The sequence below is a fragment of the Micromonospora sp. CPCC 206060 genome (genome assembly GCF_036906895.1).
In the GTDB taxonomy this organism is placed as follows: Bacteria; Actinomycetota; Actinomycetes; order Mycobacteriales; family Micromonosporaceae; genus Micromonospora.
In genome coordinates this window covers 17,482-40,399 of the sequence record NZ_JBAKHU010000018.1, presented here as the reverse complement: position 1 = coordinate 40,399, position 22,918 = coordinate 17,482, and the positions used below count along the sequence as shown (strand labels likewise).

Sequence of the window (22,918 nt, the reverse complement as noted above, 5' to 3'; positions counted from 1 at the left end):
ACGGGCGGAACCGGGGTCTGCGCCTAGGATCGTCGGCATGCAGGAGGGCCGGTGGACGACGATCACTCCGTCGCAGTTCTCGCACGAGCGGGAGGCGTTGGCGTACGTCCAGGCGCTGCTGCCGGACACCGAGCCCTACCGGGCCTGGTCGAACTTCACCTTCACCGCGCAGACCGGCCACCCGTACGAGGTCGACCTGCTGGTCGCCGCGCCGGGCGGGCTCTACCTGATCGAGGTGAAGAGCCTCACCGGACGGCTGGTCTCCAGCGGCTCCAACTGGATCCTCTCCGGCCCCAACGGCACCCGTACCTTCGACAACCCGCTGCACCTGGCGGACGCGAAGGCCAAGCGGCTCAAGTCGCTGCTCCAGGCTGCCGCAGACCGGTGCGGTGGGTCCCGGATCCGGGTGCCGTTCGTGCAGGCGGCCGTGTTCCTGGCGAAACCCGGGCTGCACATCGGCTTGTCCGAGCACCACCGGCACGGCATCTTCGGCCCCGAGCCGGAGCCCAACCACTCCCCGGGTGACGACCTGCCGACGATCGGCTCGCTGCTGTGCCGGCCGCCGCAGGACGAACGGCACCGGGTCACCCCGGACACCTCCCGGGCCCTGCCCGACCTGCTGACTGCGGTGGGGATCGCCCGCAGCCGGCGGCACTACCAGATCGGCGCGTGGGAGCTGGCGCCCCGCCCGTTCGATGTCGGGCCGACCTGGCAGGACCATCATGCCCGGCACCGTGACCTGGAACGGGAGCACCGCCGGGTGCGGATCTACCTGGTCGAGCGCAACGCGGTGCAGGCCGAACGGGAGAGCATCGAGCGGGCCGCCAGGCGGGAGATGCTGGCGTTACAAGGCATCAACCACCCGGGGATCGTGCAGGTCGACTCGCTGGAGTCACACGAGGCCGGGCCAGCGTTGATCTTCCGGTACGACCCGCGCTCCATCCGGCTCGACCACTACATGACCCAGTACGCCGACCGGCTCGACGCGCCAGCCCGGCTGATGATGATCCGGCAGTTGGCCGAGGCGGTGGCGTACGCGCACAGTCGCCGGTTGCACCATCGTGCGCTCTCCGCCCGGAGTGTGCTGGTCAGCCCGGGGCGGGTGCGTCGGGGCGGTGGCGAGGACGAGGCGTGGCTGACTCCGCAACTGCGGATCAGTGACTGGCAGGCGGCCACCCGGGGTGCGGACTCCACCTCCGGTGCCTCCAGCGGCGACCGGGTACCGATGTCGTCGCACGCCGCCGCGCACATCGAGCGGTCCGCCGAGGCGTACCTCGCGCCGGAGCTGACGGCGCCGAAACCGGACCCGGTCGCGATGGACGTGTTCGGGTTGGGTGCGCTGTCCTACCTGATCCTGACCGGCCAGCCACCGGCGGCCAAACGCGCCGAGCTGCTGACCCGGTTGGCCACCGAGGACGGGCTGCGCCCCTCGTCGGTGGCGGACTCGGTCTCCGAACTCGCCGACCTGCTGGTGCAGTTGGCGACCGCGCCGGTGCCGATCGAGCGACTCACCACGGTCGCCGAGTTCGTCGAGGCGCTGGAGGCGATCGAGGAGGAACTGACCGCTCCGCCACCACCGTCGGTGCACCCCGGACCGGCGGCACCGGAGCAGCCGAAGCCGGAGCAGGTCGACCCGCTGGAGGCCCGCCCCGGGGACCGGGTCGGCGAGTGGACCGTACTCAAACGGCTCGGCACCGGGTCGACCTGCCGGGCGTTCCTGGCACACAACGAACGGACCGGCCGCCCGGAGGTGCTCAAGGTCGGGCTCTCCGACGAGAAGGGCGCCCGACTGGCGCACGAGGCGCGGGTGCTCGGCCCGCTCACCGACTCCCGGGTGATCCGGCTGGCCCGGCCGGAGCCGCTGGAGATCGGCACCCGCACCATCGTGGTGCTGGAGCACGCCGGTGACCGTACCCTCGCCCGCAAGCTGCGCGACGACGGCCGGTTGACCGTCGACGAGCTGGAGACCTACAGCGACTACCTCTTCGGCGCCCTCGACTATCTGGAGGGGGAGGGCGTCTACCACCGGGACATCAAGCCGGACAACATCGCGATCCGGATCCGGCCGAACCGGACCCGCCAGCTTGTCCTGTTCGACTTCTCCCTGGCCGGGGTCTCGGTCAAGGAGATTACCTCCGGCACGCCACGCTATCTGGATCCGTTCCTCGGCACCGCCAACCGGCCGGTCTACGACCGGCACGCCGAGTGGTACGCCCTCGCCGTCACCCTGCACGAGATGGCCTCCGGCGAGCTGCCGTTCTGGGGCGACGGCGGCACCGAACCGCAGTTGACCAAGGGGCCGCCGGTACTGGCGGTCGAGGCGTTCGACCCGGCGATCCGCGACGGTCTGGCCGACTTCTTCGAGCTGGCCCTGCACCGGGACAGCCGTGCCCGGTTCGGCTCGCTGAAGGACATGCGGGACGCCTGGCAGCAGGTGTTCCGGCGCTCGGACGCGAGCACCCCGGTCGGTACCGACCACCCCGAGACGTCCGGCGACGAGCCGGACGTGGAGATCGCCGAGGCGGCCCGGGACGAGGCGGCGGCGAAGGCCACCCGGGCCACGGCTCTGGAGGCCGCCGGGTTGACCCCGCGCGCCGTTTCCGCCGCGCACCGCCTGGACGCCAGCACGGTCGGCGAACTGCTGGTCGTGGCGAACAGGCTCGCCCACCTGGCCGGCCTTGGGGCGCGCACCCGGCAGGAGCTGCAACACCGGGTCAAACAGTGGCGTACCCGGCTGGGTGAGCGGGAGATCATTCCCGCCTCGCCGGCCGCCCGCCGGGCCGCTGCCGCCGAGGCAGCCCCCGAAACCTCTGGCGACGCCGGTGACGTCGAGCTGGTCCGGGTCGGTCTGGACGCGGTCGCGACCCTGCTCGTACCGGCCCGGACCAGCCGTACCGCCACCGAGGCGGAGGCCATCCGGCTGTTGCTGAACCTGCCGGACGACACCGGCACGTTGCCGGCACTGCCGTCGTGGCCGCAGCAACCACAGGTCGCGGCGATCCTGGGGGTCACCGCCGGGCGGGTCGCGCAGATCCTCGGCAAGCAGCGCCGACGCTGGCACGGCATCCCGGTGGTGGGCAGCCTGCGTACCCAGATCATCGAGCTGTTGCGCGACGGCGGGCGGGTGATGGGCGTCGGCGAGTTGGCCACCGCCCTGCTGACCAGCCGGGGATCGGTGCGCACCGGGGACGCGTTGCGCGGTGCGGTGGCGCTCGCCGCCGTGCGGGCCGCCGTCGAGGTGGACGCGCTGGAGACCGAGCCGCGCCTGCTGCTGCGCCGGCACGCCGACCGGCTGCTGGTGGCTCTGGAGGTGGGCGACGACGACGCACCGGACACCCCGGCGGCGCCGGCCCTGCTGGACTACGCCGACGCGCTCGGTAAGGCTGCCGACCGGCTCGCCGACAGTGAGGTACTGCCCAGCCCGGCGACGGTACTGCGTACCCTCGCCGCGGTGACCGCGCCCGGCGGCGCGGCCGACGCGTTCGACGAGCGGCGCCGGGTGCTGCTGGCGGCGGTGGCCTCGGAGCGGGCCGCCGCGACGGCCCGGCTGGAGATCTACCCCCGCGATCTGGACCCGGTGCGCGCGCTGCGCCTGGCGCAGGCCGGCGTGCTGCCCCCGGCAGGCCCGGGTGGTGGGCAGCAGCGGAGCCTCACCCCCGCCCAGGTCGCCGACCGGGTTGCGGCCCGGTTCCCGGAGTTGGACCGGATGCCCGGCCATCCGAAACTGGACCGGCTGCTCGCCGAGGCCGGCTTCGACCTGCGCTGGGACCGGGACCGGTACGTCCCACCACCGACCCGGGGCGCCTCCTCCTCGATGTCGATCGTGCAGCGCCGGCCGTCCGGCAGCACCGCGCCGAGCCAGTGGGCGGCTGAGTCGCCGGAGCTGGCGGCGGCGCTGCGGGCCGAGGAACGGCTGACCGGGGCCCGGTCCGCCGGTGGCTTCCGGGCGTTGACGGTACGGGTACCCCGGTACGCTCCGGCGCTCGACGAGCTGACCCGCCGGTTCGGGGCCCGACCGGTGAACGTGGCCGCCCGGTTCCTGGCCCACCTGCACGCCCTGGTCGACGCCCGACCGAAGCCGACCTGGCAGACCATTCTTAGCGCCGACATCGCCGAGGAGGGATCCCGGCCGGCGATCAAACTGGGGGAGTACGTCGAGCAGGCATGGGCGCTGACCGTCCCGGAGCTGCGCCGGGAGCTGCACCCGGACGCCGGGCCGGTGCTGCTGCACGACGCGGCGCTGCTGGCCCGCTACCGGGCGGTGGACCTGCTGTACGAGCTGGCCGACGCGGCCCGCGCCGGGGCCGGTGACCTGTGGCTGCTGTGCCCGATGGACGACCCGGCGCTGCTGCCGAGGTTGGACGACACGGTGGTCCGGGTCGGCGACAACGAGTGGATCGCCCTGCCCGACGCCTGGGTCAGCAACACCCACCGGAGCACCGTATCCGCCTGACCAATTTCTATGGTGCCCACGCTTGCGGCTTCAGCTCCGTCCAGCACGGCTACCGGCTGAGGGTGGTCCACAGTTGCAGGGCACAGACTCGCCTGAACGAATCGTTAACGAGCCTGGGTAGCGTAGGGCAAATGCCGCTGCGGCCGGTCGAAGTGACGGAATCAGGTTGAGGCTCAACAGATCTTCTATCGGAATCCAGCGCGCCTCGCCGAGGTGGTCGTCCTCCTCCTGGCCCGCAGTGCTGATCTGCTCCCCTGTCGCCTCGCACTCTCTGGCGACCGCGACGACCTGGACCTGATCGCCAAGGGACGTGTACATCACCCACTGCCAGATGTAGAACGGCTGACCAGGAAGGACCTCCAGCCCGGTCTCCTCGCGCACCTCGCGCCGGAGGTGTGCGTCCACGTCCTCGCCGAACACCATCCGCCCGCCCGGTACCTCCCAGCACCCTGGGTTGTGCGGATCCTGAGACGTCTTCTGCACCACGAGGACGCGACCGTCGCGGACGATGAATGCCTTCTGCGCGAACTGGTGAACCCTCATGCCAGCCTCTTCCTGATCAACGAATGTCGACACGCTGCCGGCTGTCGGCCCGAGATGGGACAGATCGGCGTGCGGTGCCCGGTGCACGGTGGCCCGCAGACTCGGACACCCGGCGCAGACCGGCCGGCTGGACGAAGATCTCGCGTTTGCCGGTCGCCTGCCCGGCCCGGTCCAGCACATACCCGGTCAGCCAGGCCCAACCGTGGTAGGTCGGCTGGTCGGACACCGAGATCACCCGGAACAGGAACCCGCGCGATCCGCCGAACTGCACCGAGGCCCGACCGTCCACCAGCACCACGTCACCCGGACGTGGCACCCGCGACGGCACGTTCACCAGTGCCGCCCGGAGTTGCCGCGCGGATCGCGCTGCCCCTGGCACCGCTCGGCGTGCATCGCCTGCCAGTCGCGCAACGCCCGCTTGAGCCGGTCGTTCTCCTCGTTGGCCCGGGCCACCATGCGGTGCAGCTCGGCCAACTCGTCGGACACCCGACGCTGGAACGCGCGCACCTGCTCGGGGTCGATCCCGCGCCGACGCGGGTCGAACTCCCAGGTGCGCACCTCCAGCGGGGTCAGCCAGGCCGGGCGGCCGGTGCCGTAGCTGCGGCCATGTCGGAACACCTGGGCCACGTCGGTCTCTCCTCCAGGGTCGGGGGCAGGGCGGAAGAGCTTCATCGGGTACGCCTGGAAGGGGCTGGTCGTCCGCCCGACGGTCGCGGACGACCAGCCCGGCCCGGCCGTCGCAGCTCTCGGGTCAGCGGTACGGCGGCAGGGCAGTCCGATGGGTCGGGACGGGCACGCGCACCCGCCCCGACCAGGGGGATGAGCCATCCCGTTGCCACACGAGGAGCGGCTCGCGATCAACCATATATGCCTAAGTTGCAAAGAGCAACGCTCGGTTGTTCCTCGTGTGCTTTTCGTGATCAAATTGGCGTGCCACACGAGGAGTGCCATGCCACAGATGCCTGACTACATCCGGATCGCTGATGAGATCACGGACGATGTGCGGAGCGGGAAGGTGCAGCCAGGAGACAAGCTGCCTTCCATCGCTGACATGTCTGACCGTTTCGAGGTCAGCTCTTCGACCATCCAGATGGTCTACGTCCGGTTGGAGGCGTTGCGGGTGATCCGCCGCCACCAGGGTAAGGGGATCTTCGTTACCGATCCGGAGACGTGGATGCGGGAGCCCTGACGAGGGTCATGATCGTCTGCGGATTATCTGTGCGACACGCCGGGTGAAGTACTGCTGAGCTGCAAACGATCAAGTGACCGATGGCGTCGATTCAGGGTCGCAACCTCGGGCGTGGCTCCAGAAGCCGTCGCGGGTGTGCGACTATCGCACCATGGCGGACAGCCTGGCGTGGGGTGCGATCGGCGAGCGGATCCGACAGCTTCGTCTCTCGTTACGGCCGACTCAGGACGATCTTGCTCGGGCTGTGGGTCTGGAGCGGACGATGATCGTCAAGGTCGAGTCGGGGGCCCGTCGGTTGGACGCGCTTGAGCTGATGCGTGTCTCCTCGGCGTTGCGGGTGTCGATGGACTACCTCATCCGGCCTCAACCAGAGGTGATCTCCCGACGGTCGGCGCTGCTGACCGAGGACACCGACACCGCCATCACGCGGCAGTCCCATCGGCTGGAGATCGCTCTTGTCGAGTGGCTGCGTGAGGTGCGGCAGCTTGTCGACTACGGTCTGCTGCACCGGAGGGAGAGGCTGACCTACCCGGGTCCGGTGTCGTCGGATGCCGAGGCGCGGGCAGCAGCCCTCTGGGTACGCGATCAGCTTGGACTCGGCACTGACCCGATCGGCAGCTTGACCTCGGTCTGCGAGCAGGCCGGGCAGTACGTCCTGGCCACCGAGTTGCCTGGTGACGGCGCTTCGGTGATCGACGGCGACCTCGCCGTGGCGGTGGTCAGCCGGGTGCCTGACCCTGGGCGACGACGGGCGACGGTGGCTCACGAGTTGGGCCACCTGGTCATCGGTGACGAGTATTCAAGCGACCTTGGCGTGCACGCCTCCCGGGGCGAGCGGGAAACTGTCATCGACGCCTTCGCCGCCGAGTTGTTGCTACCTACCCGGGTTCTGGCCGACGGGGCGGCTGGATCGGCCACGCTGACCAGGGACCAGCTCGTGGAATTCGCCGCCCGCTATCGGACATCCTGGACGCTGGCCCTCCGACAGGTGGAGCTGGCGGGCTGCTGACCCGCGAGGTACGCCAGAGGTGGAGCCAGCAGAAGCCGACCCGGGCGGAATTCCTGGAGGCGGTCGGCTGGGCACCTCAACCGGATCTTGAGTCGGAGCGGGTTCCCCAGGCTATGCCCAGGCCGTTCTGGCGGCGCTTCGGCAGGACCTGGTGACCACTTCACGCGCGGTCGAACTGCTACACGGTCAACTGACCGAGTCGGACCTGCCTACGCGGGACGAGGCGGAGATCGAGCCGTGAGCCTCGCGTCAACGGTTGCTGCTGACGGTCTGATTGGCGCAGCACAAATATGCTCTGTCCGAATGGTCGGCATCACTCGTCCGACTATGGGGCTAGAGTCGTCGGGTGATCGACCGGAAGCTGCTCTTGAACGACTTGCAAAAGCAGGTCAAGTCCCTGGAGAAAGACCTGCGGGAGCAGGCCGAATCGGTCGAGGAGGTGCGCCTCCGCCTGCGTGGCGAGTACGACCACGCCTTCAAGGTTGGTCGCACGGCCGCCACCTGGGCGTCGTGGCGGGACGAGCGGGTCACGCAGGCTGCGGTGGCCTGGGTGCTCGGCACCGTGTTCGTCCGCTTCTGCGAGGACAACGGCCTGCTTCCTGAGCCGTACCTCGCCGGGCCAGGGGACCGGCTGGTGCTTGCGGAGGAAGCCGAGGCGCAGTTTTTCCGCGACCATCCGGACGAAACGCTGCGCGGGTGGCTCCTCGAAGGCTTCGACGCGATCGGCGGCACCCAGGCCGGTAAGTCCCTCTTCGACCGGCGGCACAACCCGCTCTATCAGATCCCGCTATCGCACGACGCGGCCAAGGAGCTGATCAGCTTCTGGCGCCAACGGGGCGAGGGCGGCAACCTGGTGCACAGCTTCCGCGACGAGCTGTGGGACACCCGCTTTCTCGGGGATCTCTACCAGGACCTCTCCGAGCACGCGAAGAAGACCTACGCGCTGTTGCAGACGCCAGAGTTCGTCGAGGAATTCATCCTCGATCTGACGCTGACGCCGGCGATCGATGAGTTCGGCCACGATGTGGTCAAGATGATCGACCCGACCTGCGGCTCAGGCCACTTTGTGCTCGGCGCGTTCCACCGTCTCCTCAAGGAGTGGGAGCAGCACGCCCCGAACCGCGACCCGCACGAGCGCGTACGCCTCGCGCTCGACGCGGTGCACGGCGTCGACATCAACCCCTTCGCGGTAGCCATCGCCCGCTTCCGCCTCCTCGTGGCCGCCCTGCGCGCATCGGGCTTCAAGGTGCTCAGCGATGCGAATGGCGTCATCTTCCCGATGCACTTGGCAGTGGGCGACGCTCTGCTGAAGTCACGGCAAGGGACATTGGATGGCAAGGAAGATGTCGCCGACTTTGCCTATGCCACCGAGGACATCAAAGAGCACCCCGGCATCCTTCGCGTGGGTCAATATCACGTTGTCGTAGGTAACCCGCCCTATATCACCGTGAAGGACAAGGGCCTCAACGACGCATACCGTGACATGTATGACACATGCTCCGGTAAGTATGCCCTGTCCGTGCCGTTTGCGCAGCGGTTTTTCAACCTTGGCAAGACCGCCGACACGGACGGCAGGGGTGCGGGCTACGTTGGTCAGATCACTGCCAACTCGTTCATGAAGCGTGAGTTTGGCAAGAAGATGATCGAGAAGCTTTTTGCCACCCGGGTCAACCTTACTCACGTCATCGACACGTCGGGCGCCTACATTCCAGGTCACGGCACCCCGACGGTCATTCTCGTCGGCAGGAACACCAACCTGAAGAGAGCTGGCACGGTTCGTTGCGTGATGGGAATTCAGGGCGAGCCAAGCGCTCCTGGCGATCCACGTGAAGGTAATGTCTGGCAGGCCATCGTTTCTCAGGTTGAGCATCCTGGCTCAGAAAGCCAGTGGGTCAGCGTTTCTGACGTGCCGCGTGTGCAGCTCGCAGCATTTCCCTGGAGCTTGAGTGGTGGCGGCGCTGGGGATCTAATGGCGGCAATTTCGGCTGGCGGGCGGACGCTGTTGCAGCGGCAGGCAAGTGGCGCAATCGGGTTCGCAAGCTTCCCGGGGCAGGATGAAGTGTTCTTCGCGCCACCGGGCTGGTTCCAACGTAACAGAATCCGAGATTCGCTCAAACGCTCACTTGTACTTGGCGAAGTTGTCCGCGACTGGGACGTGGCGTCCGAAGAGGACGCGCTAACTCCGTACGGTGCGGACTTAAAGGCTGTTCCGTTTGATGCGACAGCCTCGTGGGGGAGGCACCTTTGGTCCTTGCGTCGTTCGCTCGGTTCTACCACTGGCTTTGGTGGGCAGAAACGGGATGATCTGGATGCCCCCTGGTGGACGTGGTATCGCTGGGTCCCGGAACGATATCGGACGCCTTTGTCAATTACTTTTGCGTTCGTGGCTACGCACAACCACTTTGTATTGGATCGTGGTGGGAGGGTGTTCAATCGTTCGGCGCCGGTGATTAAGCTGCCGGATGGAGCGCCGGAGGACGATCACCTGCGACTGCTTGGGCTGCTCAACAGTTCGACCGCCTGCTTCTGGCTCAAGCAGGTTAGCCACGGTAAAGGTAACGGCGGCGTGAATGAGGGCTACCGAGGTGACGAATGGGAGGAGTTCTACGAGTTCACGGGTACCAAGCTTCAGGAGTTTCCGCTGCCGGAGGCGTACCCGCTTGAATTGAGCCGGGAGATCGACTTGCTGGCGCAGCGGCTCGCTGCGGTGACTCCGGCGGCGGTCGCGGCTTCTGGGGTGCCGACTCGCGAGCGGCTCTACGCCGCCGAGCGGGAGTGGCACTCGACTCGGGCGCGCATGATCGCGTTGCAGGAGGAGCTGGACTGGCAGGTCTACACCCTCTACGGGCTGCTGGACGACGAGCTGACCCACCCGGTGGCGTCGGTGCCGGAGCTGGCGTTGGGCGAGCGAGCCTTCGAGATCGTGCTCGCCCGCAAGGTCGCTGCCGGTGAGGCCGAGACGCAGTGGTTCGCCCGGCACGGGTCCACGCCGATCACCGAGCTGCCGGCGCACTGGTCGGATGACTATCGGGCGTTGGTACAGCGGCGGATCGAGGTCATCGAGGGCAACCGCAACATCGCGTTGATCGAGCGGCCGGAGTGCAAGCGGCGCTGGGCCACCGACGGCTGGGACGCGATGCAGACGAAGGCTCTGCGGGACTGGCTGCTCGACCGGTGTGAGGCGCGCGAGCTGTGGTATCACCACGTCGACGGGTTGGAGCAGCCGCGCCCGCTGACCACCGCGCAGCTCGCCGACGAGTTGCGCCGCGACGACGACGTGCTCACCGTCGCCGCGTTCTACGCACCCGGTAAGGATCTCGGCAAGGTGATCGCCGACCTGGTCGCCGACGAGCATGTGCCGCACCTGGCCGCGTTGCGTTACAAGGACTCCGGGCTGGCCAAGCGCGCCGACTGGGAGCACGTCTGGGAGCTGCAACGGCAGGAGGACGCGCTGCCCGACGAGGCGGCGAAGCGCGAGTTCCGCAAGCAGATCCCGGTGCCGCCGAAGTACACCTCGGCGGACTTCCTCAAGGGCAGCTACTGGCGGCATCGCGGCAAACTCGACGTACCCAAGGAGCGGTTCGTCTCCTACCCCGGGGCCAGCCGCGACGGTGACCCGTCGCTGCTGATCGGCTGGGCCGGCTGGGACCACCGCGAGCAGGCCCAGGCCCTGGCCACCCTGATCGTCGCCCGCGAGCAGGAGGACGGCTGGGCCGCCGACCGGCTGTTGCCGCTGGTCGCGGGGTTGCGCGAGATCCTTCCCTGGGTACGCCAGTGGCACGGCGACTTCGACCCGGTCTGGGGTGCCTCGCCGGCCGACATCTACGAAGGCTTCCTCGCCGAGGTCACCAACCGGCTGCACCTCACCGACGAGGCGCTGGCGTCGTGGCGCCCGCCGAAGGCGACCCGGGGTCGAAAGGCCAAGGTGTGACCGAAGTGGTCGAGGGTGGTGGCCCCGGTCGTCTATTAGTCTCGGTTCCGGGTCCGGTCCGCTGGCCCGGCGCGGTGTTCCGGGTGCGTCGTCGAGGTGAGGTGCGAGATTTCCGCGCTTGAGGAAGATGATGTCGTCGAGGAACTCGACTCGCTCGGTCACCGTACCGGCGTCGAGATCGAGGACGACTCGATAGCGCAGGCGGATGAGCCCACCGACTCGATCCGGAAGCCGTTCGACCCTGAGCAGATCGACGTCATCACCCGCACCACTACCGTGGACCTGCTGTTGTCCCGGTTGCGGGGCAGACGGCTCGACCTGCAACCCGACTTCCAGCGGCAGGCCGGGCTCTGGAAGCCGACGACCAAGAGTCGTTTGATCGAGTCGTTGCTGCTGCGCATCCCCCTGCCCACCTTTTTCGCGGCCGAGGGAGACGACGAGGTCTGGGCCATGGTGGACGGCATCCAGCGACTCACCGCGATCGCCCAGTTCATCGAGCCGGAGACGATCGGGGCCGAGCCGCTGCGCCTGCGTAACCTCGAATACCTCGGTGAGGAGTATGACGGCGCCAGCTTTGACGAGCTGCCCGGTCGGTTGCAGACCCGGCTGCGCGAGACGGAGCTGATCGTCTACGTGATCCGGCGCGGTACCCCCGAAGAGGTCAAGTTCAACATCTTCGCCCGGATCAACATCGGCGGCCTGCCCCTGTCCCAGCAGGAGCTGCGGCATGCGCTCATTCCCGGTGAAGGGCGGCGCATCTTGCAGGACTGGGCGGAATCGGAGGCGTTCCGGTCGGCGACCGGCAACAGCGTACGCAGTGAGCGGATGGCCGACCGGGAGATGGTCCTGCGGTACCTGGCCTTCCGGTTGACCCCTCCGGAGACGTACGCTGCCGACGACTTCGACCGCTTCCTCCGGGAGTCGATGCATCAGCTGAATGCGTTGCCCTCGTCAGGGGTGGACCTTCTGTGGCGAGAGTTCAACGAGGCAATGCTCGCGGCGGAGATGATTTTCGGTGCCCATGCTTTCCGTAAGCGGGATCCTGAGCGTCCTTCATGGCGGCTGCCGATCAACAAGGCGCTCTTCGAGGCTGTCGCGGTCAATCTTGCTGCCGCGTCCGGTGACGAGATTGCTGCCCTGATGGAGCGGAAGGACGAGGTTGAGGAGAAATTCTTCGCCCTGATGTGGGATGCCGGCTTCCAGTCGGCGATCTCTCAGGGGACCAGTAACCGGGGGAAGGTGAACTACCGGTTCGCCGAGATCCGTAGGCTTTTCGACTCGGTGGTGGGGTCGTGATCGATCGGATCGAGCTGCTCAACTTCAAGGCGTTCCGGCGCCTGGACCTGCGGCTCGCGCCGTTGACGCTGCTCACCGGGGTGAACGCGGCCGGCAAGAGTACGACCATCCAGGCCCTGGCCCTGTTGCGCCAGTCGCACGACGCGGGCCTGTTCGATGACAACATCGGTTTCCTGCTCAACGGTGACCTGGTCGAGTTGGGGGTCGGGCGGGACGTCCTGCACGAGGATTTCGCCGTTGACAAGGAATACCGATCGATTTTCATCGGGATTCGTCTGACCTTCGGTAACCTGGCCACCCGCTGGGAGGCCGAGTACGACCCCAAACGAGACCGGGAGGCAGACCTGCTGCAAGGCTCGGTCACGCAGCTCGTACGCGGCATGGCGGGCAATGTGCAGAAGCAGGGACTGTTCGGGCCGGGGTTCCAGTTCCTCAAGGCGGATCGGATCGTGCCGGCGGTGCACTACCCGAAGTCGTACGAGGCGGCTGTCCGGCGGGGTTCCCTCGGCGCCCGCGGTGAGCACACGGTCAACTTCCTCCGGACCCACGGGGACGACCGGGTCTCGCCCGAGCTTGCACAGCACATCGACGCCAAGTCGGGCAGACTGCTCGACCAGGCCGAGGCGTGGTTGCAGGTGATCTGCCCGGGGGTCAACCTGATGGCGGAGGATCTGCGGGGCACGGACCTGGTACGGCTCAGCTACGGATTCGGCGGCATGGCCGGTCTGCACTCGTCCAATTTCCGGTACCGGCCGACGAACGTCGGTTTCGGATTGACGTACGCCCTACCCGTCATCGTCGCCTGCCTGGCATCCGGGCCGGGCACCCTGCTGATGTTGGAGAACCCGGAAGCCCACCTGCATCCTCGTGGGCAGAGCATGATGGCCAGATTGGCGTGCCTGGCGGTGGCGGCGGGCGCGCAGGTCATTGTGGAGAGCCATAGTGACCACGTGTTGAATGCGATCAGACTTTCGGTCAAACAAGGCGTGTTGACACCGGATCGGGTCGCGCTGCACTATTTCGACCGGGACGACGACGGTAAGATTTCGATCACCTCTCCCGCTGTCGGTCATGACGGCATGCTGTCGCAGTGGCCGGCTGGGTTCTTCGACGAGTGGGATCGGGCCTTAGATCAACTTCTCGACTGACGGAGAGCCTCTTCTTGTCTCTGCTGCTGGTCCTCAACGAGCTGTCGTATCGGGATGTCAAGGCGAGACGGGAAGAGGTGGACAGTTCCCTTCGTGATTTCGTGTCGCTGTTGCTGCGGGTGCGGCGGCACCGTACCGAGGTGTCGCTGGTAACCGAAAAGACTCTCGCTGACCTGGAGTTTTCCGACGGCTACTCGATACGTAGGTGGGCTGGTGACAACCGGAACAGGGACCACTGGCGGTTCCTGAAGGTCATGCGCAACCGGGCGCCGTTCCGCGAGGCAGTGCCGGACAACCTGGGGTACGACGCCGACTACTTCCACGATGGACGGCCAGCGGACGGGCTGGGTACGGCGCATCTGGTGGCCGGTCTCGCGGTGAGCCTCCGGCTCGGCCCGGAGTGGGAAGCGGCACGGCTCGTTCTCACCCGACAGGCGCTCGGCGAAGACGACAGCGGCGAGATCGTGCTCGACTCTTCCGAGGTGGACGTCCGCCACGCCTGCACCGAGGGCCATGTCCACGAGCACCGGCACTGGCTGGTCGACTCCGAGCTGACCCGGCTGCACACCGCCGACCAGCTCTGGGCGGCCCGGGAGGATCTCTTCCCGCACCTGCGTTTCCTGGCCAGAGTGGAGGGCGACCTCGCCGGGCTGCCCGTCGGCTGGTTCCACGCGGTCAAGGAACGGCTTGCCGAGTTGGAACGCTCCGCCGCCGACTGGCGGGCCGATCCGTCCGTGGCGCTGCGCTGGCACAGCAAAGTCACGCCGGAGAGCGACTCTCGTCGGGAGTTGTGTCGCTTCACCGATGTCGACGGGGTGAGCCACCTCTTCGAATGGCATGCCCGGTTCACCCCCGGAGCGGGCCGGCTGCACTTCCGGATCGACAACGCCAGCCACACCCTCGTCGTCGGGTACATCGGTCGCAAGCTGGGGATCTGACCGCCGTAGGCGTCCAGGCCGGAGCAGGAAGGAGCCGTGGTGCCGAAAGGGCCGCCACCCGGCTTACGGATCGACAAGGCTTATTCCCCTCGGGGACTGCTACAGCAGTACCGGCTCGGCGAGCGCTTGCCTTTCCAGTGCTCGCGCTGCGGCGAATCGAAGACGGCAAGGCTGGTCGCGACGGTATCCGGCGACTGGTCTGTACTGCTGTGCAACGGGTGCTACGGCCGGCTAATCGCCAACCAGGACATTGTGCCTGAATTCCGGGAGCAGACGCATCATCGTGATGCCTCGCGGGCGTCCATCGATGGGCTGTGGGATGGGGTTGACGGGCTTCCCCGCGGCCTGGTTCGGATGGCCCGACTCGTTCGAGCGGCTGCCGATGGTGCCGATTTCTCCCCTGATGAACACGAGTTTCACCGGAAGCAGGCCGCCCAGCCTGCCGGGGTGGCCGCCTGGCGTTATGCCGAACTGCATGCTGAGGGTGAACTGCTCCTCGGCAAGCTTTCGCCGGCCCGTCGGGACCTCCAAGGGCTGGCCCGGGTGCGGGAGGTTCTGGCCCGGGACCGGCAGTCGGCTGTTGCCGACTTTGAGAAGCAACACCGCAAGAAGCTGATCGAGGCGGGTCGGTCGAGTGGTGCGCCCGACTGTCTGGATGCACTGGTAATGCGGCACATGAACGGTGCGCTGTTCAACGGTGCGCTGACGGCGGTGCTGCGCCGTCGCGGCCTTCGGTTGGATGCGATCGAGGTGCCCAGGACGGACCTGTGGGGTTGGCTTGCAGGTCAAGGCGCGGAGCCGGCTGCCAACGAGGCCGAGTTGCCAGCGGGCGTACGCCGACTGCGGCAGCTCGACAAGGCGAGCTTCATCAGGGAGGTCATTGCCGATGTCAACCGCCCCCAGTTCGATGAGGCGCTGGCGCACCAGGCACTCATGGAACGGTGGGCGCTGCATAGCAAGGAAGTGACTGACCGGCTGCGTCAGACGAGTGTGGCCATCGAGGAGGAGTTGTCTGGGACCGGACTCCATTCCCAGGAACAGCTCTTGTGGCTCCGCCGGTCTGCGAAGGCGTACGCCCGTGGTGCGGCCCGGTGCCTGGAAGCCACGCTGATGGTCAAGGAGATGCAGGTACGGGCCACGCGGCTCTATCACGGGGAGCGGGTGCAACGGCTGCGAGCCAACTGCCTTGCCGAGGCTGCGGGCGAGATGGCGAAGCGAGACCCCGGACTCGGCAAGCTTGTCGCCTCGGCCTGCGCAGAGCACCGGGCCACCTGCCCGAAGGCGAAGGACCCCCATCCCTGCCCCGACTGCGCCGACAAGGTCGCGGCAGCGGTGCGTGCCCACCTGGCTTGGTCGGTGCCCGCCCAGCGTGCGGTGACCACCGCGCTAGATATGCCGGTGCCGGAGAACGGGGGTGCGGATCGGCCGACGGAGGACGTTTTCGTTTGCGCCGCCGCGCGGCAGACTCCGAACAGGGATCAGCGGTACACCGTCGCCGTGGTGTATGCGCACACCGAGCCCGGCACGAACCTCTTCGGCTCCGCCTGGTTGACCGAGGAGGGTGAACTCCGTACCGGCGTCGACCTCTGCGCCGGGCCGCACGACGGCGCGGTGCAGGCCGTGTGCCGGGCGGCGCTGGACCTCTGTGACGCCGGATCCCGTGCCCGTGTCGTTACTCGGGATGCGCGGGCGGCCGGGGTCGTGCGGTCGACGATCCGCACCGGGGCCGTCGAGGAGTTGGCCGACTTCCCGCTTTCGGACCGCACCCTGGGCCTTCTTGTCGAGGTGGCCGAGCGGCGGCAGCGCATCTCGGTGTACGCGGACCCGTGCACCGAGCCGCACCGTGGCGCGGCTGCCGTCGAGCACCTGGCCGGTCTCGCCCTGCGTGCGGGTCGGGGCATGGCGACCCTGGGTCAGGTGCAGGCGGAGGCCGACCGGATTGCCGAAAGTCTGATTCGCGGCGGCGGCACCCGGTTGGCCAGCCCGGACGAGGAAGGCGAGCATGCCTGGTGGGTGGGTGGCCGAACCACCTCCGACCGTGGCTGGCTGAAGTGGCAGACGGCGCTGTACCGGATGCACATCGACGGCGGATGGTGCGTCCTGCCTGACGGGCGAATATCCGGCGGGTGGATGGACCGACAACCTCTGCAACTGCGTCTCGAACACCGGAGCAGTGACTACCCGAGGGTGCCTCCGGTGCAGGAGGTGACCCTGCGGCGCCGGGGCGGCCAGTGGGAACTCAGCGGGATCCGCTGGCCAGCCGGCCTCCTGTCCGGCGTGCTGGTCACCTTCGAATGGCGGCAGGGAACGTCGACCGTCGTCGCCCGCACCGCACTGCTGCCCAAGCCGGAACGTATCGACGACACGGAGTTTCTCCACCGGTACGACCCGCAGGTCGTCACCCGGGAACTCGTTCCCGGGGCGGAGCAGGACCGCCGGGTACCGGATTTGTCCGACCAGAGTTGGATCCTGCGGACCCTGCGGCGGCTCGGCTATCTCAGTGCCGACGGTGTCGCGATGCTCGACGAGGAGGCGCTGATCCGGAACTGCCTGGTTGAGGGCATGCCGAGGTCGCTGCTGGACCGGCTGCCCCGCGCGGTGGAGCAGTTACAGCGGGCCGGGCGGATCCAGCGGGTGCGGGGCAGCCGTGATCTGGAGGGCCGGCCCTGGTATCCAGCCCGGTCCGGCGATCTCCGGGTCGACCTGCTCCGGTACACCCCACGGATCGAGATGCTCGACCCAGCCAAACGCCGGGACACGACCGGCTGGCCGGCCCGCCGGGGTGGCCACTGGGTCACCGGGTTCGTCCGCCGGCTGCCACCAGGCGCCCAAGCGTCGGCCGAGCAGATCGAGCGGCATCGTGATGCGATCCGCGCTGCGGAGATCGTGGATCAACCATTACCCGAAGGCTTCACCTACGTCCGGCGCCACCACCGTCGTCGCTGACGAGGCCAGCACCCCTGAAAGGAACTGCTCTCATGATGGCGGCGAAGTCCGATAACGCTGCGGTTCGGTGGCCTGCCGAGCTGGTCGACGAACTGGCCCAGGATCTTGCGGCCCGGCCGGCCCGGCTCTGGCAGGTCGCCGATCCGGTCGCCCTGGCGCAGTGGGTGTTCGCCGAGCCCTGGCCGGCGCCGCTCGTACCGGCTCCGGCGGCTCTGGAAGGGGACTGGGCCGCCGGTCTCGATGCGGCGCAGCGGGCGGCGTGGACGTTGACCGGCTGGATGATCCGGATGACCGTGCCGGAGGCTCTCCGGACCGCCGGCACCCACTGGCTCGTCTCCGACCGGGTGGACCGTGGCCGGTCGCTGCTGCGGCTGACCGTCGGGGTACTGGAGACGTTCGGGGTCCACCAGGACGGCGCCGGTGTCTGGCTGCGGGTGGCGCTCGCCCCGTTCGGCCTGGCCGGCGAGACCGGTGCGCTCGACGTCGAGCAGTGGCGGGAGCGTGGCGTCGAAAGATTCGACGACACGACGAAGACGCTGGCCGAGGACAAGATCGGGCTGAGCTGTCCCGATGTGGAGACCGCCTGGTGGCTGCTCCGGCAACCACCGGTCCTGGCGGCGGCCCGGCTGCTCAACGTGATGTTGGCGGTAAACGGGCGCTTCCCGTACCCGGGTCGCTACCGGCCAGAGGTTGCTGCGCGGGCCTGGGCGGCTGCGGAGACAGTCTTCACCGGGCCGGGTGCCGCCACCCCGGATGGCGACCCCGGTGTCGAACCGGGATTCGACCGGCCGTACGCCGGCCCGGCCGCGCCCGCCGACCTGCCCGGACAGCGGGCGTTCGACGGGGACGCCTACCGGGCCGGGGTGGACGAGCACGACCGGATCTGCCGGCAGTTGATCGCACACCTCGGTCGGTCGGGTGTGCGGGCCGGCGCCGGGCTGCACGGCGTACCGGTCGATCTGGCCTGGCGGGACGCGACCGGCCGGCACGTCATCGCCGAGGTGAAGAGCGTTGCCGGCGGTAACGGCACCGATCAGCTCCGGCTCGGTCTCGGTCAGGTCCTGGAGTACCGGCACCGTCTCGCGACGCGCGGGGCACCGGTGACCGCCCTGCTGGTGGTGTCCCGCTGCGACGACCCTGTCTGGCGGGACATCTGCGCCGACAATGGCGTGGAACTGCTCGTCGCGGACGGGAACTGGGCAGATCGTCAATGGTCCGGCTGATTCCCCGAAGTGAGGGGATTTCTGTCACGACGCGACAACATGAGTCTGACATGTTTCTGACTCAAATCCGGCGGGGGTTGGTCGGTCGAGATCGGCTAGGGTCACTCGGGTGTCGCGGCGAGTCGGTACTTCCCTTAATGGTTCACGACGGGGGTAGGTGTGCAGAGCCGGCGGTGGGCAGTTCTGATCGGAGTCAATCAGTGTGGTACCGACGTCAGGCTGCCGAGCCTCCGGTATGCCGAGGATGATGCCAAGGCGATGCGGGAGGTCCTGCTCGACGAGCGGATCGGCACCTTCGACGATGGTGACGTCACGCTGTTCACCGGCGAGGAGGCCGAGTGGCGGGAGATCAAGGCCCGATTACGTGACCTTGTGCTGCGTTCACAGCCTTCCGATGTACTACTCGTCTACTTTGCCGGGCACGCCTTCGTCCCGGAATGGAGTGCCGGCCCGGATGCGTATCTGGTAACTCCCGATCTGGACGCCGAGGCATTGCGGCGGGATCCGGATTCCGGCATTCGGATGGCTTTTCTCAAACGTGATGTCTTCGAGTCGTTCGCCGGTACGTCGTTCCTTGTCCTCGACTGCTGCCACGCGGGGGCCTATGCGGGATCGGAACTGCGGCACACCGAGGCGATGCAGACGTACCGGACCCAGGTCGACCGGCACAGCGCCCTGCTGGCCTGCCCGAGTGGAGCAGCCGCTCGGGAGAGTGAGGAGCACCGACACGGTGTCCTCACCCATCACCTGCTCCGGGCACTGCGGGGCGAGGCTGCCGACAGCGAGGACAAGGTCTCCTTCGCGCAGATGGCCAACTTCGTGGCGGAACAGGGCATCCACCCGACCCCCGGTCAACTGGTCCACATGTGGGGACCGACCACGGTGCTCACCCAGCCACCACCATCCCGGCACGACCGTAAGCCGCTCACCGCCCCGGCCACGACGGGAACCGTCCGGCCGTGCAAGAACCCGCTGGATGACCTGGCCAGCTCGATCAGCCAGCTCCTCGGCAGGGTTTTCCGCTCTCCGGCGCGGCTCGCTGGCACGTCACCGCAGGCGGGCTACGCCGAGCGGGCAGAGACCATCAGGTACGCCCTGGAGGCGGACTCCGTGGCGGTGGTACAGCTTTCCGAAACCGGGCTCAGCCCGGTCACCTCGACCGCACGTTTCAACAAGGACGAGCTGCGACCACTGCTCGAACAGGGATCCGCCCATGCCAGTCCCAGCCGGAGTTCGTCGCTCGGGCACGTCGTATCCGACGAGAAGGGCCGGCGGGTTCTCTGCGTGCCGCTGTCGTACCCCGACAACCGGGTGGTGACGCTCGCCGTCGTCGATCCGGCCCTGGCGCTGCTGGAGATGGGCGAGCCGTTGGCCATCCTCCTCCAGTCGATCTGGAACTCGAACGTGCTCGACGAACCCCTGCTGGCGGAGTTGCAGGTACTGACCGCCCTGCGGTCCGCCTTCGGTCGGTTACCGCTGGGGCTGTACCAGCACGCCTTCACCCTGTACCGGCAGCTGATCGGGTCGCTGACCATGGTCTTCCAACCGGTGATGTCCCTGGACCGGCGCCCGCACGGTGTGGCGGTGCACAGCTACGAGGCGTTGGCGAGGCGGGCGGAGAGCGAGGTCCGGGCACCGCTCACCGCACTCCAGATGGCCCACGTGTGGGGGGACCGGTTCATCATCGAACGGGATGCGCTGCTGTTCGAACGGGCGATCCGTTCGTACGCCGAGGCGGACGCGGACACCTCCTGGGACGGCACCAAGCCGGTCTCGATCAACGTCGCGGTCAGGTCACTGCTCAGCGATTCCTACATCGCGCAGGTCCGGAACGCGCTCGTGGACACCAGCCTCGATCCCCGGACGGTCACGCTGGAGATCTCCGAGCAGGATGCGATCCAACCAGGACCGGACGAGGTGTGGCCGCAGGAGCCGCTGACCTATTTCCACAACCGGCTGACCTCGCTGGCCCGGGATCTGGAGATCAGCTTTGCCGTCGACGACTTCGGCGTCGGGTACTCGTCGCTGGCCCGGATGGCCGAGTTGCCCCTGACCCAGATCAAGGTCGACCGGGCGGTGCTGCACCATCCACTCGCGCTCAAGGAACTCGACCTGGTCACCCGGGTGGCGTACCACGCGAGCGACCTCGGTCAGGCCCCGAACCCTCGGGCGGTGATCGTCGAGGGTTTCGACGAGCACGCACCTGTCACCCTGGCCGACATCTACAACCTGCGTATCCGTTACGTCCAGGGCTTCATCTGCGGCGAAACCCCATCGACGTCACTACGTCCGCTCGGCCAGGAGGTCCGGGAGCGGATCGCGGCACTTGTGAGAGGTGAGGATGACCAGCGTCCGGCTTGAGCTTCCGGCCCAGATCATCGAAGAGATCAACCTTCCGTACGAGGGTGTCCGGGATGCCTCGGCAGTGACCCTCGCGATCGAGGGGATCGGCGTGGCGGCCAACCTGGCCGCGTTGGCGACGCTTGCCACCCTGCAACCGCAGGCTGCGGCGTTGGTGGCGGCGATCCGCCGGTGGCGCCTGGGTGAACCACAGCCTTCGGTGACGTTGACGGTCAAAGGGCCGGGACTGGACTTGAAGATCGATCTTCCACGTAACGTGAGCACGGCGCGGCTGCTCGAACAGCTCCGACCGCTGTTGGATGAATAGCTGCTCCTGACCGCTCGTCAACCGTGCCTGTGCACCGGAAATCGACTGCTCAACGCTAGGCTCCTGCCCGTGGCGAAGGACATCCCCTGGCGAAGTGTCGAGCCGGTCCCGGAGTTGAACGGCGACGTGGCCGAGTTGCTCGCTGCCATCGACAGCCTCCGGCGGGTCTGGGATGAGAACCTGGCGGTCGCCACCCCCGACGAGGTCGAACAGGCCCGCAAGCGCAGCCTGCGCCGGCATGCGATCGAGACCGGGATCATCGAGCGCCTCTACGATCTCGACTGGGGCGTCACCGAGGCACTGGTCGCCGAAGGGCTGACCCTGGATGTCGCGGCCAACGAGGGCGGCCTCACCGAGGACACCCTCGCCGTCATCCGTGACCAGTACTCGGCACTCGACTATCTCGCCGAAGCCGCACGGACGGGCCACGAACTGTCGGTGCACTTCATCCGGGAACTGCACGTCCTGATCACACGCCATCAGCCGACGTACGACGCCCAGGACCAGTTCGGGCGGGTCGTGAAGGTGGCACTGCCGCACGGCGAATGGAAGAGACAACCGAACTCGGTCACCCGGGAAGACGGCGTGAGGATCAACTTCGTGCCACCTGAGCAGGTGCAGTCCGAGATGGAACTGCTCCTCGACCGGTACGCCTCAGCCGCCTCCGCGCACCCGGTCGTCCGGGCCGCCTGGCTGCACCACAGCTTCATCTCGATCCACCCGTTCGCCGACGGTAACGGGCGGGTCGCCCGGGCGCTGACGTTGCTCGTGCTTCTCCAGGCCCATTACGCCCCGCTGGTGGTCGACCGGCGGCAGCGGGCCGACTACATCGCTGCCCTTGACTCTGCCAACGAGGGCAACCTCCGGCCGCTGGTGCGCTTCTTCGCGAGACTGGAGCGGATCGCGCTCACCTCGGCGTTGACCAGGCCGGTCGAGGCCGCGCCGGTGGGAGTCGGCGCGGTGGACGTGGCCCGCGCCTATGCGGAACGGCTGCGCGTGCTGACGCAGCGTCGCGACGATGCCCAGGGCAAGCAGACCCAGGCGCTCGCCGAGGCGCTACAGGAGAAGCTCTGGGACTACATGGGTAACGTGCGGGATCAGTTCCGCGACGCTTTCCGGGCAGTGGATCCGGCCGCCAATGCGACTGTCTACCAGGCGGCACCGCCGGATGAGCGGGCCTTCTGGTGGCGGGCCCAACTGGTCCGGACCGCCAACGCGGTCGACTTCTACAGCAACCTGCGGGCCGGTAGCTGGTGGACCCAACTGCGGTTGACCGTGCTCGGGCAGACCCTGCGGTATGTCGTCGCCGTGCAGAAGGTCGGTCGAGGCGAGACCGGTGTGCTCGCCGTCACCTCGTTCGCCGAGTCGGTGGAGAACCACCTGGAGGCGGAGTCCTCCCGCGCGATTTCCCTGTTGAGCCCGACACCCGACGACAGCGTCACGTTGATCTACACCGATTCGGCCGACGCCCGCTGGACAGAGGTGTGTGAACTGGTGGATCGGACCCTGGCCGCAGCCATCGCGAGTTTCAGTAACGGTCTCGGATAACTGCGCACCGATAGCGGATTCGAACA

The 22,918-nt window shown here is 67.9% G+C and carries 15 protein-coding genes; 12 read left to right on the top strand and 3 right to left on the bottom strand.

Annotated features, from left to right (window positions below; all coding sequences use genetic code 11):
• Positions 1-37: 37 nt before the first annotated feature.
• The gene (gene pglW, locus V6U90_RS14355; protein ID WP_334435669.1) at positions 38-4,453 is read left to right on the top strand and encodes a BREX system serine/threonine kinase PglW; all 4,416 of its coding nucleotides are present in this window, start codon (positions 38-40) and stop codon (positions 4,451-4,453) included.
• A 30-nt stretch (positions 4,454-4,483) separates the two neighbouring features.
• Here the strand turns inward: pglW and V6U90_RS14350 are convergent, their stop codons facing one another.
• The 3 genes from V6U90_RS14350 to V6U90_RS14340 are packed head-to-tail and all read right to left on the bottom strand — an operon-like array spanning position 4,484 to position 5,623.
• Entirely contained in the window at positions 4,484-5,029 is a 546-nt protein-coding gene (locus tag V6U90_RS14350) for an NUDIX domain-containing protein (RefSeq protein ID WP_334435666.1), read from the bottom strand.
• Positions 5,013-5,330, bottom strand: coding sequence for a hypothetical protein (locus V6U90_RS14345; RefSeq protein ID WP_334435664.1), 318 nt, complete (start codon positions 5,328-5,330; stop codon positions 5,013-5,015). Before V6U90_RS14345 ends, V6U90_RS14350 begins: the two co-directional genes overlap by 17 nt.
• Positions 5,327-5,623, bottom strand: a complete 297-nt coding sequence (locus V6U90_RS14340) for a DivIVA domain-containing protein (protein WP_334435661.1) — start codon at positions 5,621-5,623, stop codon at positions 5,327-5,329. The genes V6U90_RS14345 and V6U90_RS14340 overlap by 4 nt, the downstream gene beginning before the upstream one ends.
• Positions 5,624-5,945: 322 nt before the next feature.
• Here V6U90_RS14340 and V6U90_RS14335 point away from each other — a divergent pair, with 322 nt between their 5' ends.
• From V6U90_RS14335 to V6U90_RS14285, 11 genes are all read left to right on the top strand, one after another.
• Positions 5,946-6,185, top strand: a complete 240-nt coding sequence (locus tag V6U90_RS14335) for a winged helix-turn-helix domain-containing protein (protein ID WP_334435658.1) — start codon at positions 5,946-5,948, stop codon at positions 6,183-6,185.
• 151 nt (positions 6,186-6,336) lie between these two features.
• Positions 6,337-7,194 (top strand): helix-turn-helix domain-containing protein, encoded by an 858-nt coding sequence (locus V6U90_RS14330; RefSeq protein WP_334435655.1) that lies wholly within the window; start codon positions 6,337-6,339, stop codon positions 7,192-7,194.
• A gap of 346 nt (positions 7,195-7,540) precedes the next feature.
• Complete coding sequence (pglX, locus tag V6U90_RS14325; protein WP_334435652.1) at positions 7,541-11,125, top strand: BREX-2 system adenine-specific DNA-methyltransferase PglX; 3,585 nt, start codon at positions 7,541-7,543, stop codon at positions 11,123-11,125.
• 96 nt (positions 11,126-11,221) lie between these two features.
• Positions 11,222-12,421 carry a DUF262 domain-containing protein gene (locus V6U90_RS14320; RefSeq protein ID WP_334435649.1) on the top strand — a complete coding sequence of 400 codons (1,200 nt, stop codon included), beginning with the start codon at positions 11,222-11,224 and terminating at the stop codon, positions 12,419-12,421.
• Positions 12,418-13,569, top strand: a complete 1,152-nt coding sequence (locus V6U90_RS14315; RefSeq protein ID WP_334435646.1) for an AAA family ATPase — start codon at positions 12,418-12,420, stop codon at positions 13,567-13,569. Before V6U90_RS14320 ends, V6U90_RS14315 begins: the two co-directional genes overlap by 4 nt.
• Positions 13,570-13,583: 14 nt before the next feature.
• Positions 13,584-14,507, top strand: a complete 924-nt coding sequence (locus tag V6U90_RS14310) for a hypothetical protein (protein ID WP_334435643.1) — start codon at positions 13,584-13,586, stop codon at positions 14,505-14,507.
• A gap of 39 nt (positions 14,508-14,546) precedes the next feature.
• Positions 14,547-17,453 carry a hypothetical protein gene (locus V6U90_RS14305; protein WP_334435640.1) on the top strand — a complete coding sequence of 969 codons (2,907 nt, stop codon included), beginning with the start codon at positions 14,547-14,549 and terminating at the stop codon, positions 17,451-17,453.
• Positions 17,454-17,485: 32 nt separating this feature from the next.
• Positions 17,486-18,676: a hypothetical protein gene (locus V6U90_RS14300; protein WP_334435638.1), complete on the top strand. Its 1,191-nt coding sequence runs from the start codon at positions 17,486-17,488 to the stop codon at positions 18,674-18,676.
• 258 nt (positions 18,677-18,934) lie between these two features.
• Positions 18,935-21,037, top strand: coding sequence for an EAL domain-containing protein (locus V6U90_RS14295; protein ID WP_334435636.1), 2,103 nt, complete (start codon positions 18,935-18,937; stop codon positions 21,035-21,037).
• Positions 21,018-21,344 carry a hypothetical protein gene (locus V6U90_RS14290; RefSeq protein ID WP_334435634.1) on the top strand — a complete coding sequence of 109 codons (327 nt, stop codon included), beginning with the start codon at positions 21,018-21,020 and terminating at the stop codon, positions 21,342-21,344. The genes V6U90_RS14295 and V6U90_RS14290 overlap by 20 nt, the downstream gene beginning before the upstream one ends.
• A gap of 69 nt (positions 21,345-21,413) precedes the next feature.
• Complete coding sequence (locus V6U90_RS14285; protein WP_334435631.1) at positions 21,414-22,892, top strand: Fic family protein; 1,479 nt, start codon at positions 21,414-21,416, stop codon at positions 22,890-22,892.
• The last annotated feature ends 26 nt before the right edge of the window (positions 22,893-22,918 follow it).